This is a genomic window from Stutzerimonas stutzeri (assembly GCF_002890915.1).
Lineage (GTDB): Bacteria > Pseudomonadota > Gammaproteobacteria > Pseudomonadales > Pseudomonadaceae > Stutzerimonas > Stutzerimonas stutzeri_AF.
Genome location: NZ_POUT01000013.1, coordinates 1 through 14,991 on the forward strand (window position 1 = coordinate 1; position 14,991 = coordinate 14,991).

10 protein-coding genes and 1 pseudogene are annotated in these 14,991 nt (G+C 66.1%); 8 read left to right on the forward strand and 3 right to left on the reverse strand.

What is annotated here, in order from left to right; all coding sequences use genetic code 11:
- Positions 1–170 precede the first annotated feature (170 nt).
- Positions 171–2,732, reverse strand: coding sequence for a DNA ligase D (gene ligD / locus CXK94_RS18650; RefSeq protein ID WP_102895424.1), 2,562 nt, complete (start codon positions 2,730–2,732; stop codon positions 171–173).
- Positions 2,733–3,052: 320 nt separating this feature from the next.
- On the opposite strand from ligD, the gene CXK94_RS18655 reads away from it, so the two are divergent.
- Complete coding sequence (locus CXK94_RS18655) at positions 3,053–3,331, forward strand: DUF1652 domain-containing protein (RefSeq protein WP_102895425.1); 279 nt, start codon at positions 3,053–3,055, stop codon at positions 3,329–3,331.
- A 27-nt stretch (positions 3,332–3,358) separates the two neighbouring features.
- Here CXK94_RS18655 and CXK94_RS18660 read toward each other — a convergent pair whose 3' ends face one another.
- On the reverse strand, positions 3,359–3,889 hold the full coding sequence (locus CXK94_RS18660; RefSeq protein ID WP_102895426.1) for a ferritin-like domain-containing protein: 531 nt from the start codon (positions 3,887–3,889) through the stop codon (positions 3,359–3,361).
- A 201-nt stretch (positions 3,890–4,090) separates the two neighbouring features.
- Between CXK94_RS18660 and CXK94_RS18665 the strand changes: the two genes are divergently transcribed.
- Positions 4,091–5,203: a mechanosensitive ion channel family protein gene (locus tag CXK94_RS18665; protein WP_102895486.1), complete on the forward strand. Its 1,113-nt coding sequence runs from the start codon at positions 4,091–4,093 to the stop codon at positions 5,201–5,203.
- 63 nt (positions 5,204–5,266) lie between these two features.
- Positions 5,267–5,488, forward strand: a pseudogene (locus tag CXK94_RS18670) (addiction module antidote protein); the annotation flags it as partial.
- A gap of 102 nt (positions 5,489–5,590) precedes the next feature.
- On the opposite strand, the gene CXK94_RS18675 reads toward CXK94_RS18670, so the two are convergent.
- The gene (locus CXK94_RS18675) at positions 5,591–6,082 is read right to left on the reverse strand and encodes a CinA family protein (RefSeq protein ID WP_102895428.1); all 492 of its coding nucleotides are present in this window, start codon (positions 6,080–6,082) and stop codon (positions 5,591–5,593) included.
- Positions 6,083–6,380: 298 nt separating this feature from the next.
- Between CXK94_RS18675 and glgA the strand changes: the two genes are divergently transcribed.
- The 5 genes from glgA to CXK94_RS18700 are packed head-to-tail and all read left to right on the forward strand — an operon-like array spanning position 6,381 to position 14,938.
- Entirely contained in the window at positions 6,381–7,934 is a 1,554-nt protein-coding gene (gene glgA / locus CXK94_RS18680; protein ID WP_102895429.1) for a glycogen synthase GlgA, read from the forward strand.
- Between the two features lie 12 nt (positions 7,935–7,946).
- Positions 7,947–9,731: a malto-oligosyltrehalose trehalohydrolase gene (treZ, locus tag CXK94_RS18685; RefSeq protein ID WP_102895430.1), complete on the forward strand. Its 1,785-nt coding sequence runs from the start codon at positions 7,947–7,949 to the stop codon at positions 9,729–9,731.
- Positions 9,721–11,793, forward strand: a complete 2,073-nt coding sequence (malQ, locus tag CXK94_RS18690; RefSeq protein WP_102895431.1) for a 4-alpha-glucanotransferase — start codon at positions 9,721–9,723, stop codon at positions 11,791–11,793. Before treZ ends, malQ begins: the two co-directional genes overlap by 11 nt.
- Positions 11,793–14,606, forward strand: a complete 2,814-nt coding sequence (locus CXK94_RS18695) for a malto-oligosyltrehalose synthase (RefSeq protein ID WP_102895432.1) — start codon at positions 11,793–11,795, stop codon at positions 14,604–14,606. Before malQ ends, CXK94_RS18695 begins: the two co-directional genes overlap by 1 nt.
- Positions 14,603–14,938, forward strand: a complete 336-nt coding sequence (locus tag CXK94_RS18700) for a DUF2934 domain-containing protein (protein WP_102895433.1) — start codon at positions 14,603–14,605, stop codon at positions 14,936–14,938. The genes CXK94_RS18695 and CXK94_RS18700 overlap by 4 nt, the downstream gene beginning before the upstream one ends.
- The last annotated feature ends 53 nt before the right edge of the window (positions 14,939–14,991 follow it).

The following is a 14,991-nucleotide window of genomic DNA, read 5'->3' on the forward strand; positions in this document are numbered from 1 at the left end:
GTGCTGAAACCTGTCAAAAAGGCCTGAAGTCAGGCCTTGTTTGGACTCCGTTAGGCCAAAGCGCTTGAAAAAGCGCCAAACCGGACGGGTTGGGGCAGTTGAAGCCGAGTTTTTCAACGGCCTGCTAACCCTTCGCGGTCGGTGCATGCGTTGCGCCGGCCAGCCTCTTCCTACAGGCCCAGGCGCTCGCGCATCTGTTCACTGAGCGTCTGCTGCACCTGCCCGATACCCGCCCAGGGGTCATCGTCGCCCAACTCCTGCAGCCGTTCGAACAGGTTGCCCACGGTCCAGAGGTTGGCGCCTTTCAGCTCACCCAGCTCCTCGCGATGGATCGGCACGGAAACCGGCAGGCCCGCCCGCGCCCGCACCGAATAGGCTGCAACGGTACTGGCGCCGCGGCTGTTGCGCAGGTAGTCGATGAAGATGCGCCCCACGCGATTCTTCGGTCCGCTGACCGCCGAGAAATGCCCGGGCAGCAGCTTGGCCAAGTATTTGGCAACGGCGTGGCTGAAGGTTTTCACCTCGCCCCAGCCATGCACCGCCTTGAGCGGCACGATGATGTGCATGCCCTTGCCGCCGCTGGTCTTGAGGAAGGAATCCAGGCCGATCTCGTCCAGCAGGGTCTGCGTCAGCTGGGTGGCTTCTACCATCCGTTTCCACGGCAGCGCGGGGTCGGGGTCGAGGTCGAGCACGAAACGGTCGGGATGGTCCAGCGCCGGCGCCACGGCGTTCCAGGTATGCAGTTCGATGGTGCCCATCTGCGCCGCGCCGACTAGCGCTTCGGCGCTGTCGATCACCAGCAGCGCGCCATGCTCGGGATCGAGCGCCGGATCGAGCTGGGTAATGTGCGGGATGGCCAGCTTGTCGGCGTGCTTCTGGAAGAACAGTTCGCCTTCGATGCCTTCCGGGGCACGCACCAGCGCCAACGGGCGGGCGCGTAGCTGCGGAAGTGCCCAGGGCGCGACGCGGGCATAGAAGCGTGCCAGCTCGATCTTGGTCGTACCGCTGGCCGGATCGATGATCCTCTGGGGGTTGGAAATCCTGATCCGAGCGTTCCCGAGCGGATCGGCCTTCTCGCGATCGGGGCGTGCCGGCGTGCCGTTGCCAACCGGCCTGGCCCGCTCGCGGGTGATCGCCTTGGCCGGCTTGTCCGTGCGCAGGCCGTGGAAGACCGAATGGCGGATGACACCTTGCCGGGTCATCTCGGCATAGGCGACCTCGCACATCAGCTCGGGCCTGAGCCACTGCGCACTGCGCACGTCGGCAGCGGGCGGCGCCTTGGTCAGCGGACTGCGTCCGGTTTCCAGCTGCTTCAGCTGTTTGTGCAGGCTCTGCAGGGTGGCATGGTTGAAGCCCGTGCCGACCTTGCCGGCATAGCGCAGCTCGCCGTGCTCGTCGTGCAGCCCCAGCAGCAGCGCACCGAAGCCGGTTCGCGTGCCCTTGGGCGGGGTGTAGCCGACGATGATGAACTCCTGGCGATTGCTGCACTTGATCTTGACCCAGCTGCTGCTGCGGCGCGACGTGTAGGTGCTGCCGGCGCGCTTGCCGATCAGCCCCTCGAGTTTCATCTGGCAGGCGCTTTCGAGAATGCTGTCCGGCTGCTCGGAGAAGTCCTCGGAAAAGCGCAGCAGGTCGCTGTCGTTGCGTTCCAGCACTTCGCGCAACGCGGCGCGGCGCTGCTCCAGCGGGACTTCGCGCAGGTCCAGGCCATTCAGGTAGGGCAGGTCGAACAGGTAGTAGAGGATATTGCCGCTGCGCCCGGCTTCGAAAGCATTCTGCAGCGCCTGGAAGTCCGGCGTGCCCTCCTCGTTCGGCACCACGATCTCGCCATCGAGCCAGGCCGACTCCAGGCCCAGGCCGGCCAGCGCCGCGGCCTGCTGCGGCATCTTCGCCGTCCAGTCATGGCCATTGCGGGTGAACAGCCGCACCTTGCGCGAGTCGATGCGCGCGACGATGCGGTAGCCGTCGAACTTGATCTCGTAGCGCCAGTCGCCGTCGGGCACCGAGTCGACCAGCGTCGCCAGCTGCGGCTTCAGGCTGTCGGGCAAGGCTGCCGGTTTCGCCCCCTGCAGCGAGACGTCCTGTTTCTTGGGGCGAGCCTTGGCCGGGTGTGCCACCGGCCTGGGCGGCGTTTCCCCGGTCCCTGCCTTCGTCGCACCGCGCTTGCGCGGCACCAGGGTGCGGTCGCTGAGCACGCTGTGTGGCTGCGCGGCGACGACGTCGTATTCGCTCTCCTCGCGTGCCGCCTCGTCGCGGGACTTGATCAGGAACCACTGCTCCTTCTTACCGTCCATGCGCGTGCGCACCAGGTTCCAGCTGCCGGCGAGCTTCTCGCCTTGCAGGGTGAACTTGAGCTTGCCCTTGCGATACCCCTCGTGCGCATCGCCCTGTGGTATCCATACGCCGCGGTCCCAGACGATCACGTCGCCGGCACCGTAGTGCCCCTCCGGGATGTGCCCCTCGAAGGAGGCATAGTCCAGCGGGTGATCCTCGACATGCACGGCCAGCCGGCGAACGCCGGGATCGAGACTCGGCCCCTTGGGAATAGCCCAGCTTTTCAGCGTGCCGTCGAGTTCCAGGCGAAAGTCGTAATGCAGGCGCGTGGCGTCGTGCTTCTGGATGCAGTACTGCAGTGCGTGCGCCGCCTTGCCCCGCTTGCGTCGTGGTTTACCGCCCGCCGGTTCGGGCGTGGCGGCGAAATCGCGCATGCGCTGGTATTCGTCGAGGGCCATGGTCGTCCTCCGTCTGGCGTGGCGGACGGATCGTTCGAGCCACCCGGTGCCCACCGAAGACCGCATGGCTGCGTTCTTATTTCGATCATCCTGCACTGGCATGAGTTCAGGACGCCTGCCGCCCCGGCTGTTGCTGCATTCCGATGAATGGCGGCGGCGCCGAAGGCCTTGGATCGCCCCTGCGGACTTAATCCGCCGAGCGGCCATATGCCGCAATTTACAACCGGCCATGGACTGCTACGGTTGGATGGTGGCGGGAAATCGGTGGTGCGCAGGATGTCGCTGCGCCTCAGTCACCTCCAAACTTTTAGGGAGGCTTTATGAGCACGCGTCTACCACTGTTCAAGATCGAAGCGATCCTGCACACCTACCTGCGCCCCTATCAGTGTGAATGTCATACGGAGCCGGATAGCTCGCTCAGCGTACGTCTGTATCGCGAACCCTGCCGCAACGAGGAATTGACCGTCCTCGGCATTTCCTACGATCAGTGCCGCGACGCCGCCAATCTGGTGCGACTGGCCCAGGAGCTGCGCATCGAGATGTATGCGACCCGGGGCAGCATCGCGGCCGAGCCCGAGCGCCTCGGCGTCGTGGAGTAGATTTCCTCAACGGGCGGCAGCCTGCATTCAGCGCTTGGCTTCGACCTTCGGCTCCATGGCGCGGGTCAGGTAGGCCTGGGTCAGCTCGGCGAGGTGATCGCGCAGCCAGTCGGCCATGGCGATTTCCTCCACCAGGATGCGCTCGCAGACTTCCTGGGTCTGCTGGTCGCCCACCGCCTGCGCTGCGGCGATAAGTACCTTGTAGGACGCGATTTCGAGATTCTCGAAGACATATCCCATCAGGGCGCCCTTGACGATCTCGTCGTTGAGCATCATCCCGCCCATGGCCTGCCCCATCGCCATCATCTTGCCGCCGAGATCCTTGAAGCCGGAATAGGATTTGTCGTAGCGCTGCAGGCAGCCCTCGATCAACCTGGCCTGGTTCTGCGTTTCGCCAATGTGCTGCTCGATGCGCGCCTTGAGTTCGGGGTAATGCTCGATGCGGCTGGCCTGCTTTTTCAGCATGGTTTCGGCCTGCGCCTCCATCGCATGGGCATCGCGCAGCCACTCGATCAGGCGTTCGGTACGGATGTCGTTGCCGGTTTGTGCACTCTGCATAGTGGGTACTCCTGCCAGGTCCAATGAACGGGCCTTCTCAGCCCTGTCGTCATGTGTGAGGTACCCCGCCGGCATGAGTTCCCCCGGCCCGACTGGCTGCCGCTGCGGGCAAACGCCCATGAACTTTGCATGGACGGATCAGTCATTGCCCAGACAAACAGCGAACGGGGAGCCTGCGTCATAGAACTTCCAGCCTTCCTTCTGCAGTGGGACCAGTACATCAGCCAGCCGGGGTTGCGCACACTGGCGGTCGCGCTGTTCGTGGCCTTGGCACTGAGCCTGTTCGGCCGGGTGCTGACTGCGCTGGTACTGCGGCTGGCCCGTGCCTTCGTGTTCACGCGCGAACTCGCCGAGCAGCTGGAAAAGCCCACCCGGGTGCTGCTGCCATTGCTCGGCCTGCAAGGCGTCTGGGCCTCGGCCCCCAGCGACCTGCTGCTGATCGGCGCGGCGCGGCAGGTCACCACGCTGCTCATCATCGCGACCCTCACCTGGCTGGCGATGCGGCTGTTGCGGGGGCTGCAGCTGTTCATCCAGTTGCGCAACCCGGTGGACGTGGTCGATAACCTGCGCGCACGGCAGATCCAGACCCAATCCCGCGTGCTGTTGCGCACCCTGGGTTTCTTCGTGCTGCTGGTGGGCCTCGCGGCGATGCTGATGACCTTTCCCGGCGCGCGTCAATTCGGCGCGAGCCTGCTGGCCTCGGCAGGCCTGGCCGGCCTTGCGGTGGGATTCGCCGCGCGGCCGGTGCTGGCCAACCTGATCGCCGGCGTGCAGATCGCGATGACCCAGCCGATCCGCCTCGATGATGTGGTGATCGTCGAGAACGAATGGGGCCGTATCGAGGAAATCACCGGAACCTACGTGGTGGTGCGCATCTGGGACGATCGGCGGCTGGTGGTACCGCTGCAGTATTTCATCGAGAAACCGTTCCAGAACTGGACCCGACGCAGCTCCAGCCTCATCGGCACGGTGTTTCTCTGGGCCGACTATTCGCTGCCGCTTGAGCCGCTGCGCGAGGAGTTGCGCCGCCTGTGCCGGGAAGTGCCGCAATTGTGGGATGGCCGGGTCTGCGTGCTGCAAGTCACCGATGCCGGCGAGCGATCCATCCAGTTGCGCGCCCTGGTCAGCTCGCCGGACTCATCCCGCAACTGGGACCTGCGCTGCCATATCCGCGAGAACCTGCTCGGCTTCATCCAGCGCCAGTACCCGCATGCACTGCCCCTGGTTCGCGCGGACCTGAGTGTCGGGCACAAGCAGACGGTGGACAGGTCGCCGCCCGAGCATACCGAGCCGGAGCGGCAGCCGCCGGTGTGACGCAGAGCCAACTTTTTCTTGGTGGGCGAAACATGCCGAAATCCCAGAAGACTATCTGGATAGATAGCCAGGGTTCTGACCGATGGCGACACCGACGAACTGATCCGTGCGATTGGCCACGTGGCAAAAGCACGCGGCATGTCGCAGATAGCCAAGGACTCGGGCTTGGGGCGGGCAAGCCTTTACAAGGCCTTTGCACCCGGCGCACAGCCCCGCTTCGATACCGTGATGAAAGTCATGCGCGCCTTGGGAATCGAACTGCACATTACAGCAGCTCATTCCTGAACTGACGGAGTCGCCGGCTGGATTGGGGAGGCATTCTGAAAAACAAACGCCTCAGTCCAATGGATAGCGGCGACATCCACATTTCGCGCTGCACATATCCGATCACTCAAGCCTCTCCAGCAGTTCGGCATATTTCTTCGGCAACCGGGTCAGCCCATGCCGTGCCGCCTGCTTGCGAATCTCCACCCGGTCGCCGTCGAATTGCACCGTTTCGCTCACCACCACCTGTCGCTCGCCCCGCATCAGTGCATAGGCGAAGCACTGGGTACCGCCTTCGTCCTGCTGTTCATCGTCCGCCACCCCCGTATTGGCGACCGCCAACGTCGCGCCGCTGACATCGAGGGCGCCGATGGCCATCTCGCTGGCGACCTCCTCGCTGGTGAGGCCGAATCGCTCGATGGTCTCGAAATCCACGTTGAGCAGGCGGTTCTTCGCCTTGGGCGAATACACCACGAAACCGCTATCCAGCACCTGGCCGCAGCCGGGAATATCACCGAGCAGCGAGGCCATCAGCCCGCAGGTGCAAGACTCCGCGGTGACCAGCCTGAGCTCTTCGCGCTGAAGAAACGCAACGATACGCTCGATCTCTTGCATGCTTTTTGCTCCAGCCCATTACAGGCCACAGTCGTTTCGGCCTTTATGTTCGGAGCGGATTGCCAGGGTACGAGTTCCAGCTGCGGTTTTTTGGTCTGCTTTTAAGAACTTCTACCGCGACGTCATGTCTGGTTTTTGGTAGGGCCAACGCAGCTCTACTGCCTTCGCGGCTGCTCCGAACAAGATTTCAGCCTTGTCGTGTTCATGGTGTGTGACGGTCATCAGATCGTTGCATGGGAGAAATATGCTCGTAGCTGGCGCCGGCGCTTGGAAGCCGGAGCTCTCTGGGGAGATCATGATGAGTATTGCCGCTGTGAACGCCCGGCCTTTCAGCCTGCTCAGAACCACACCTGTTCTACCTCGGGCAATGCGCCCCAGATTGCAGATTCGCAGTAGCCATGACGACAAACGAAGAATTCTCTTCGTCACCTCCGAACTGACCGACCTGGTCAAGACCGGTGGCCTCGCCGACGTTTCCGCCGCCCTGCCCCGCGCCTTGGGCGGGTTGCACGATGTACGGGTATTGATTCCCGGCTATTCGCAGGTGATGAACTGCGGCCAACCCATCCGCGTCGTTGGCGCACTCGGGCCGTACGCCGACATACCGGGCTGCCGCATCGGCCGGATGGACATGCCCGACGGCCTGATCATCTACGTCCTGATCTGCCCCGAACTCTACGAACGCGAAGGACTGCCCTACGGCGACGAGCACGGCAACGACTGGCCGGACAATCCGCTGCGTTTCGCCCGCCTGGGCCTGGCCGCCGCGGAGATCGCCGGCGGCAGCGCCTGCATCAGCTGGGCTCCGGAGCTGGTTCACGCCCATGACTGGCCGGCGGGCCTGGCGCCGGCGTACATGCACTGGCGTGGCCTGAACGTCCCGAGCGTCTTCACCATTCACAATCTGGCTTACCAGGGCAACATCGACATGAGCCTGCGGCGCCCGCTGGGAATTCCGGTCGAGGCCTGCGACCCCGAACGCATGGAGTTCTACGGCAAGCTCTCGTTGCTCAAGGCCGGCATCGCCTATGCCAGCCGCGTGACCACGGTCAGCGCCACCTACGCCGAGGAAATCACCACGCCCGAATTCGGCTGCGGCATGGAAGGCTTCCTGCGCATGAAGGCACGGCAGGGGCTGCTCAGCGGCCTGCTCAATGGCATCGACGAGAGCTGGGAACCGGAAAGCGATCCCCATCTGGTGCGCGGCTTCAGTGCCCGCTACTGGGACGGCAAGGTGGACAACGCGTCCTATATCCGCGAGACCTTCGGCCTCGCCCCTTCCGATGCCCCGCTGTTTGCCGTGGTATCGCGGCTGGTACACCAGAAAGGCGTGGACCTGACCCTCGATGTGGCACACAGCATCGTCGCGGGCGGCGGCCAGCTGGCCATTCTCGGCCGCGGCGAACCCCATATCGAAGAGGACGTGCGCCAGCTCGCGCTGCGCTATCCGGGGCGGGTCGCGGCGCATATCGGTTTCAACGAGACCGATGCCCGGCGGTTGTTCGCCGGCAGCGACTTCCTGCTGATGCCCTCACGCTACGAACCCTGTGGCCTGAGCCAGATGTACGCCCAGCGCTACGCCTCGTTGCCGATTGCCCGTCGCACCGGCGGCCTGGCGGACTCCATCGAGGACGGCGTCACCGGCCTGTTGTTCGACGAGCCCAGCGTCGACAGCTACCGACATGCCGTGGAGCGCGCCCTGGAAATCCACAAGCGCCCGCAGCTGCTGAGCGCCATGCGCTGTCGGGCGATGGCCGCCGGCTTCTTCTGGCGCCACGCCATCGGCCCTTATGACGCGCTCTATCAGCAACTGCTCGGCGAACGCCGTGAGGTCCGTCTTTCCCTATTCTGACGAGGGTGATCCATGCAGAGGCAACGTGCCCATGCCGGGCGGCACGGTCCGGCGATACTGGATAGCAGGACCACCCGTTTCAGGCTCTGGGCCCCGGATGCGCAGAAGGTCAGCCTGAGCGTAGTGGGTGCGCAAACATTGCCTATGAGCGCCGAGAAAGACGGCTGGTACAGCATCGACGCACCGTATGGCGCCGGCACGCTGTACCGCTTCCTGATCGACGATGAGCTGGAGGTGCCCGACCCCGCTTCACGTGCCCAGGCCGGCGACGTGCATGCCCCGAGCGTGGTGGTCGATCACACCGGTTACCGCTGGCGCAACGCCGAGTGGCGCGGCCGGCCCTGGCACGAGACGGTACTCTACGAGCTGCATGCCGGCCTCTATGGCGGATTCGCCGCAGTGGAGCAGCACTTGGCCGGGCTCGTCGAGCTGGGCGTCACCGCCATCGAACTGATGCCTATCGCCGAGTTTCCCGGCGACCGCAACTGGGGCTACGACGGCGTCCTGCCCTACGCGCCCGAAGCCGCCTACGGCAGCCCGGAAGAGCTCAAGCACCTGGTCGACACGGCCCACGGCCTGGGTCTGATGGTGTTTCTCGATGTGGTCTACAACCACTTCGGCCCGGACGGCAACTACCTGGGGCGCTACGCCCGGCACTTCTTCCGCCATGACCAGCAGACCCCCTGGGGCGATGCCATCGACTTCCGCCGCCGCGAAGTACGGGACTTCTTCATCGACAATGCGCTGATGTGGCTGCTCGACTACCGCTTCGACGGCCTGCGCCTGGATGCGGTGCACGCCATTCCCGACCGCAGCCTCCTCACCGAGCTGGCCGAGCGCGTGCATGCCACGGTCGAACCCGGGCGCCACGTGCACCTGGTGCTGGAGAACGAAGACAACCGGGCCAGCCTGCTGGCCCAGGGCTTCACCGCACAGTGGAATGACGACGGCCACAACGTCCTGCATTGCCTGCTGACCGGCGAGCACCAGGGCTACTATGCCGACTACCATCGAGAGGCGACCGGCAAGCTGGCGCGCTTCCTCGGCGAAGGGTTCATCTATCAGGGGCAGAACAACCGCCGTGGCGAATCGCGCGGCGAGCCCAGCGCGCACCTGCCGCCGACGGCGTTCGTCCTGTTCCTGCAGAACCACGACCAGACCGGCAACCGCGCATTCGGCGAGCGCCTGGTCAGCCTCGCCGATGCCGAGGCGCTCAGGGCGGCTACCGCGGTCCTGCTGCTGTCGCCGATGGTCCCGCTGCTGTTCATGGGCGAGGAATGGGGCGCCCGCCAGCCATTCCTGTTCTTCACCAGCCACCATGGCGAGCTGGCCGACGCGGTGCGCGAGGGCCGGCGTGCCGAGTTCGCCGAGTTCGCCGAGTTCGCCCAGTTTGCCGACGAAAACGTCCGCGAGCACATTCCCGACCCGAATGCCCTGTCCACCTTCGAGGACTCCCGCCCCGATTTCAGCAGCCACCGGGAGCCAGGGCACGTCGAGTGGTCGGCGCTGTATCGCCGGCTGCTGCAGATTCGCCACCGCGAAATCATCCCGCGTCTGGACGGTGCGCGATTTCGCGGCGCCCAGGTGCTCGGTGACGCCGCGGTCCTGGCGCACTGGTGGCTTGGCGATCACAGCACGCTGCGCCTGGAGCTGAACCTTGGCGCGGCGGCGGTTCCGCTGCCTGCCGCCCCGGCCGCGGCGCGCCTGCTGTTCGACAGCCGCGAGGCCGATGCCCAACGCGGGCAGTTGCCCGCCCGCAGCGCCCGGTTGTACCTGGAGAATGCCCATGAGCGATGAACGCCTTATCCACTTGGCCGAAGCGGCAGGTCTGTCCATCGACTGGGTGGATGCCGATGGCCGCGACCAACGCGCCCGGCCGGAGGTATTGCGCGCCGTGCTCGCCGGCCTGGGCCTGGCGGCCGAAACCGCCGCGGACATCGACGCCAGCCTGGAGAAACTGCACCTGAACAACCGCAGCGCCAGCCTGCCGCCCCTGCTGACAGGCGATCAGGGGCTGGCGCTGGACCTGTCCGCCCATTTCCCTCCGGCAACGCGGTTCAGCCTCCAGCTCGAGAATGGCGAATACCGCGATGCGGCGCTGGATGACGATGCACACCTGCCGGCCATCGAGGTCCCCGGTTATCACCGCCTGGAAATCGATGACCACCAGGTGACCCTGGCCATCGCCCCCCCCTCCTGCCCAACCGTGAACGAGATCGCCGGCGAAGGCGCCTGGGGGCTCACCGTGCAGCTCTACAGCCTGCGCCGTCAGGGCGATGGCGGTATCGGCGATACCCAGGCGCTGGAAAGCATGGCGCGCAATGCCGCCGCCCACGGCGCCGACGCCCTGGGTATCAGCCCGGTGCATGCGATGTTCAGCGAACACCTGAACCAGTACAGCCCCTACTCGCCCTCCAGCCGGCTGTTCTACAACGTGCTGCACAGCGCGCCGGGCAGCATCCTCGGCGATCATCCGCTGCATCAGGCGGTGGAACGCTGCGGCCTGGGCGACGAACTGCGGCGCCTGGAACAGCTCGAACTGGTCGATTGGCCGGCGGTGGCCGAGGCCCGCCAGCGCCTGCTGCGGACCTTGTTCCATGATTTCGGCACCGGTGGCAACGCCTTGCAGCAGGACTTCGAGAGCTTCCGCAAGGCCGGCGGCGAAGCGCTGGAGAACCACTGCCGTTTCGAAGCCCTGCATGCCGCGCTGCGCTCGCCACAAGGCCATCCGCAACACTGGCGCGACTGGCCGGAGCCGTACCGCGACCCGCAGAACCCGGCGGTGCAGCGCTTCGCCGAAGAACAGGCCGATGCCGTCAGCTTCCATGCCTTCGCCCAGTGGCTGATGGCGCGCGGGCTGGAACGGGCCCAGGTGGCCGCGCGCAGCTCGGGCATGCGCATCGGCCTGATCAGCGACTTGGCGGTTGGCGCCGATGGCGGCGGCAGCCAGGCCTGGAGCCGCCAGGGCGAGGTGCTGGCCGACCTCACCGTCGGCGCGCCGCCGGACATCCTCAACCGCGACGGGCAGAGCTGGGGCATCTGCGCATTCTCGCCCTGGGGGTTGAAGGAGCATGGCTATCGCGCCTTCATCGAGATGCTGCGCGCCAACCTGGCACATTCCGGCGGCATGCGCATCGACCATGTGATGGGCCTGATGCGCCTGTGGGTGATTCCCATCGGGGCCGGGCCGGACCACGGGGTCTATCTCAACTACCCGCTCGACGACATGCTGCGCCTGCTGACGCTCGAAGCCTGGCGACACAAGGCGGTGATTCTCGGCGAGGATCTCGGCACGATCCCGGCGGGATTGCGCGACAAACTCGCCGCCCGCGGCATCCTCGGCATGCGCGTGCTGCTCTTCGAGCGCGATGGCGCCTCGAACTTCCTGCCGGCGGCGCACTGGTCCCGGCATGCGCTGGCCACCACCACCACCCACGACATCCCGACGGTCAGCGGCTGGTGGCAGGGGCACGACATCGACTGGCGGATTCGCGTCGGACAGTACGCCGAACACACCCGCGATGAACAGCTCGCCGAGCGCGCGCGCGAACGCGCCGGCCTCAACCGGGCCCTGTGCGAGGACGCCGGGCAACCTGGCGAGGAATTGCTGGAGCCGTCGGCCGCGGTGGATGCCAGCGTCTGCTTCATCGGCCATACCCCGGCGCCGCTGGTGCTGGTCCCGGTGGAAGACGCCCTCGGCCTCGAGGAGCAGACCAACATGCCCGGCATCGTCGAAACGCATCCCAACTGGCGCCGCCGCTACCCTGCCGACAGTACCACGCTGCTCGACGATCCAGTCTGCAGCCGCCGCCTCAGGTGCCTGGTCGAGGCACGGCACGCATTGCACGAGGCACCATGATGAAAGAGCTCAGCGCCACCCTGCGCCTGCAGTTCCACCGGGGCTTCACCCTGGACGACGCCACCGCTCTGGTCGATTACTTCGCCGAACTGGGCATCAGCCATCTCTACGCCTCGCCGCTGCTGACCGCCCGCCCCGGCTCCATGCATGGCTACGACGTGATCGACCCGACCCGCATCAATCCGGAACTGGGCGGCGAGCCCGCGTTGCGCCGGCTGATCGCGGCCCTGCGCGAAAAAGGCATGGGCCTGATCCTGGACATCGTGTCCAACCACATGGCGGTCGGCGGCGCCGGCAACGCCTGGTGGCTCGATGTGCTGGAGTGGGGCCGACGCAGCCCCTACGCGCTGTTCTTCGATATCGAATGGAACTCGCCCGACCCGCTGCTCGAAGGCCAGCTGCTGGTGCCCTTCCTCGGCAGCGACTACGGCGAGGCCCTGCAGCAGGGCAAGGTCGTGCTGACGCTGGATGCGGACAACGGCTCGCTCTATGCCGAGCATTACGAGCACCGCTTCCCCATCACGCCCCCCAGCTATGGCGAGGTGCTGCGCGCCGCCGACCACCCGCAGCTGCGCGCCCTGGCGCAACACTTCGATGCCTTGAAGACCGAGCCCGCTCCCTACCAGACCGCGCGGCTGCTGCGCAGCGAACTGGCGCAGCAACTGGAGGACGCCGGCACGCGACAGGCGCTGGAGCAAGCGCTGAAGCTCTACGACGGCACCAGCGCAGAAGGCTTCCAGCGCCTGCACGGGCTGCTGGAGCGCCAGCACTACCGGCTGGCCAGCTGGCGTACCGCGGCCGACGACATCAACTGGCGGCGCTTCTTCGACATCAACGAGCTCGGCGGCCTGCGCGTCGAACGGCCGGTGGTGTTCGAGGAAACCCACGCGAAGATCTTCCAGCTGATCGCCGACGGCCTGGTGGACGGCCTGCGCATCGACCATATCGACGGCCTGGCCGACCCGCGCGGCTATTGCCGCCGCCTGCGCCGGCGTGTCGACCGGCTGAATGCCGGCCGCCCGCCGCAAGCGCTGCAGGACCACGTCCCCATCTACGTGGAGAAGATTCTCGCCGCCGGCGAACGCCTGCACGACGATTGGGGCGTGGATGGAACCACCGGCTACGAATTCATGAACCAGGTGTCGCTGCTGCAGCACGATCCGGCCGGCGAAGCATTGCTCTGCGCGCTCTGGCGCGATAGCAGCGGGCGTGGTACCGACTTTCTCGAAGAAGCGCGCCAGGCACGCCAGCTGGTGTTGACCGGGCCGCTGGCCGGCGACTTCGAGAGCGTCGCCCAGGCCCTGCTACAGGTGGCCCGCGGCGACGTGATGACCCGCGACATCACCCTCGGCGCGATCCGCCGGGCGCTGCTCGAACTCATCATTCATTTCCCGGTGTACCGCACCTACATCGCGGCACCGGGACGCCGCCGCCTCGACGAGCCGTTCTTCCAGCAGGCGCTGGAAGGCGCCCGTAATACCCTGGGCGAAGCCGACTGGCCATTGCTCGAGCACCTCGGGCGCTGGCTCGGCGGCGAAAGCCTGCGCGCTCTGCCACGTGGCCCGCTGCGCAAGTTGCGCCGCCAGGCCTGCATCCGTTTCCAGCAGCTGACCTCGCCCGCCGCCGCCAAGGCCGTGGAAGACACCGCCTGCTATCGCTCCGGCATCCTGCTTTCACGCAACGATGTGGGCTTCGACCCGCAGCGCTTCAGCGCACCACCGCAAGCCTTCCACGAGGAATGCCGCTGGCGAGCCGCACACTATCCGCGCAACCTGCTGACCACCGCCACCCACGACCACAAGCGTGGCGAGGACACCCGTGCCCGTATCGCCGTGCTCAGCGAACGGGCCGAGTGGTTCGCCGCCCGGGTGCGGCGCTGGCGCGAACTGGCGCGCGCGCAGTTGCAGGAGCTGGATGACGGGCCGGCCCCCTCGCCCGGCGACGAGTTGATGCTGTTCCAGACCCTGCTCGGCAGCTGGCCGCTGGCGCTGGGCCCGGACGACGAGCAGGGCATGCACGACTATTGCGCACGCATCCTGCAGTGGCAGGAAAAGGCGGTGCGCGAGGCCAAGCTGCGCAGCACCTGGAGCGACCCGAACGACGCTTACGAAAGCGCCTGCCGACGCTACGTCGAACACCTGCTGGTGAGTCCGGAAGGGATGCCGCTGCGTGGCGAGATCGCCGCCGCGGCCGCCGAACTGGCACCGGCCGGTGCGCTCAACAGCCTGGCACAGAGCCTGTTGCGCATGACCACGCCCGGGGTGCCGGACCTCTATCAGGGCGCCGAATACTGGGACTTCAGCCTGGTCGATCCGGATAACCGGCGGCCGGTGGATTTTGCCGCGCGCCGGGCTTCGCTGGACGATCAGGCGCGCCCCGACCAGTTGCTGGGCAGCTGGCACGATGGTCGCATCAAGCAGTTGCTGATCAACCGTACCCTGCAGCTTCGCCGCCGCTATCCACGATTGTTCAGCGAGGGACGCTATCTGCCGCTCGTGGTGGAAGGCGATCAGGCGACCCACCTGCTCGCCTTCGCCCGCGAACGCGGTGGTGAATGGCTGGTTGTAGTGGTGCCTCGACTGGTCGCCGGCCTGCTGGCGGACAGTCCGCTGCCGGTGGTTCCCCACCAGCGCTGGGGGGATACCCGGATAGTACTCCCCGAGGCGCTGGACGGTAGTGAATTCAAGCGACTTTTCGACGGAACGGCAGTCACATCCAGACAAGCGAGGCTCGATGCTGCGCGGGTTCTGGACAGCCTGTCGGTGGCCGTCCTGCATACGTCTATCAGTCCCACAGGAGAATCCCAACAATGAAGTCAGAAGAGCAACGTATCCGCGAGTTCGCCTACCAGATCTGGCAATCCGAGGGCTGTCCGCATGGCCAGGACGCGCGCCATTGGACGATGGCGCGCAAACTGGTCGAGGCGGAAAACGGCATCCCCACCGCCAAACCTGCCAGCCGCGCCCGCAAGACCGCCACCAAGCCCACCGACGCCACACCGAAAACCGCAGCGAAGGCCAAGGCAGCCCCGGCCAGCAAGCCACGCACCTCGCGCGCCGCGCCGAAGACGGAAACCCCGGCTATCCCGAGCCCGGCGACAACCGTCAAGAAGCCCCGCGCGCCGCGCGTCAAGAAGGAGAGCTGACCGGCGGCGGCACCTTGTCGGCATCGGGCCGGTCGAATGATCGCCCATGCCGG

Excerpts from the sequence above, each read along its gene's own strand:
- CXK94_RS18655 (WP_102895425.1), top strand. The coding sequence starts at position 3,053 with ATGAGCACGCGTCTACCACTGTTCAAGATCGAAGCGATCCTGCACACC.
- malQ (WP_102895431.1), top strand. The coding sequence starts at position 9,721 with ATGAGCGATGAACGCCTTATCCACTTGGCCGAAGCGGCAGGTCTGTCC.
- CXK94_RS18695 (WP_102895432.1), top strand. The coding sequence starts at position 11,793 with ATGAAAGAGCTCAGCGCCACCCTGCGCCTGCAGTTCCACCGGGGCTTC.
- treZ (WP_102895430.1), top strand. The coding sequence starts at position 7,947 with ATGCAGAGGCAACGTGCCCATGCCGGGCGGCACGGTCCGGCGATACTG.
- CXK94_RS18660 (WP_102895426.1), bottom strand. The coding sequence starts at position 3,889 with ATGCAGAGTGCACAAACCGGCAACGACATCCGTACCGAACGCCTGATC.
- CXK94_RS18675 (WP_102895428.1), bottom strand. The coding sequence starts at position 6,082 with ATGCAAGAGATCGAGCGTATCGTTGCGTTTCTTCAGCGCGAAGAGCTC.
- ligD (WP_102895424.1), bottom strand. The coding sequence starts at position 2,732 with ATGGCCCTCGACGAATACCAGCGCATGCGCGATTTCGCCGCCACGCCC.
- CXK94_RS18700 (WP_102895433.1), top strand. The coding sequence starts at position 14,603 with ATGAAGTCAGAAGAGCAACGTATCCGCGAGTTCGCCTACCAGATCTGG.
- glgA (WP_102895429.1), top strand. The coding sequence starts at position 6,381 with ATGAGTATTGCCGCTGTGAACGCCCGGCCTTTCAGCCTGCTCAGAACC.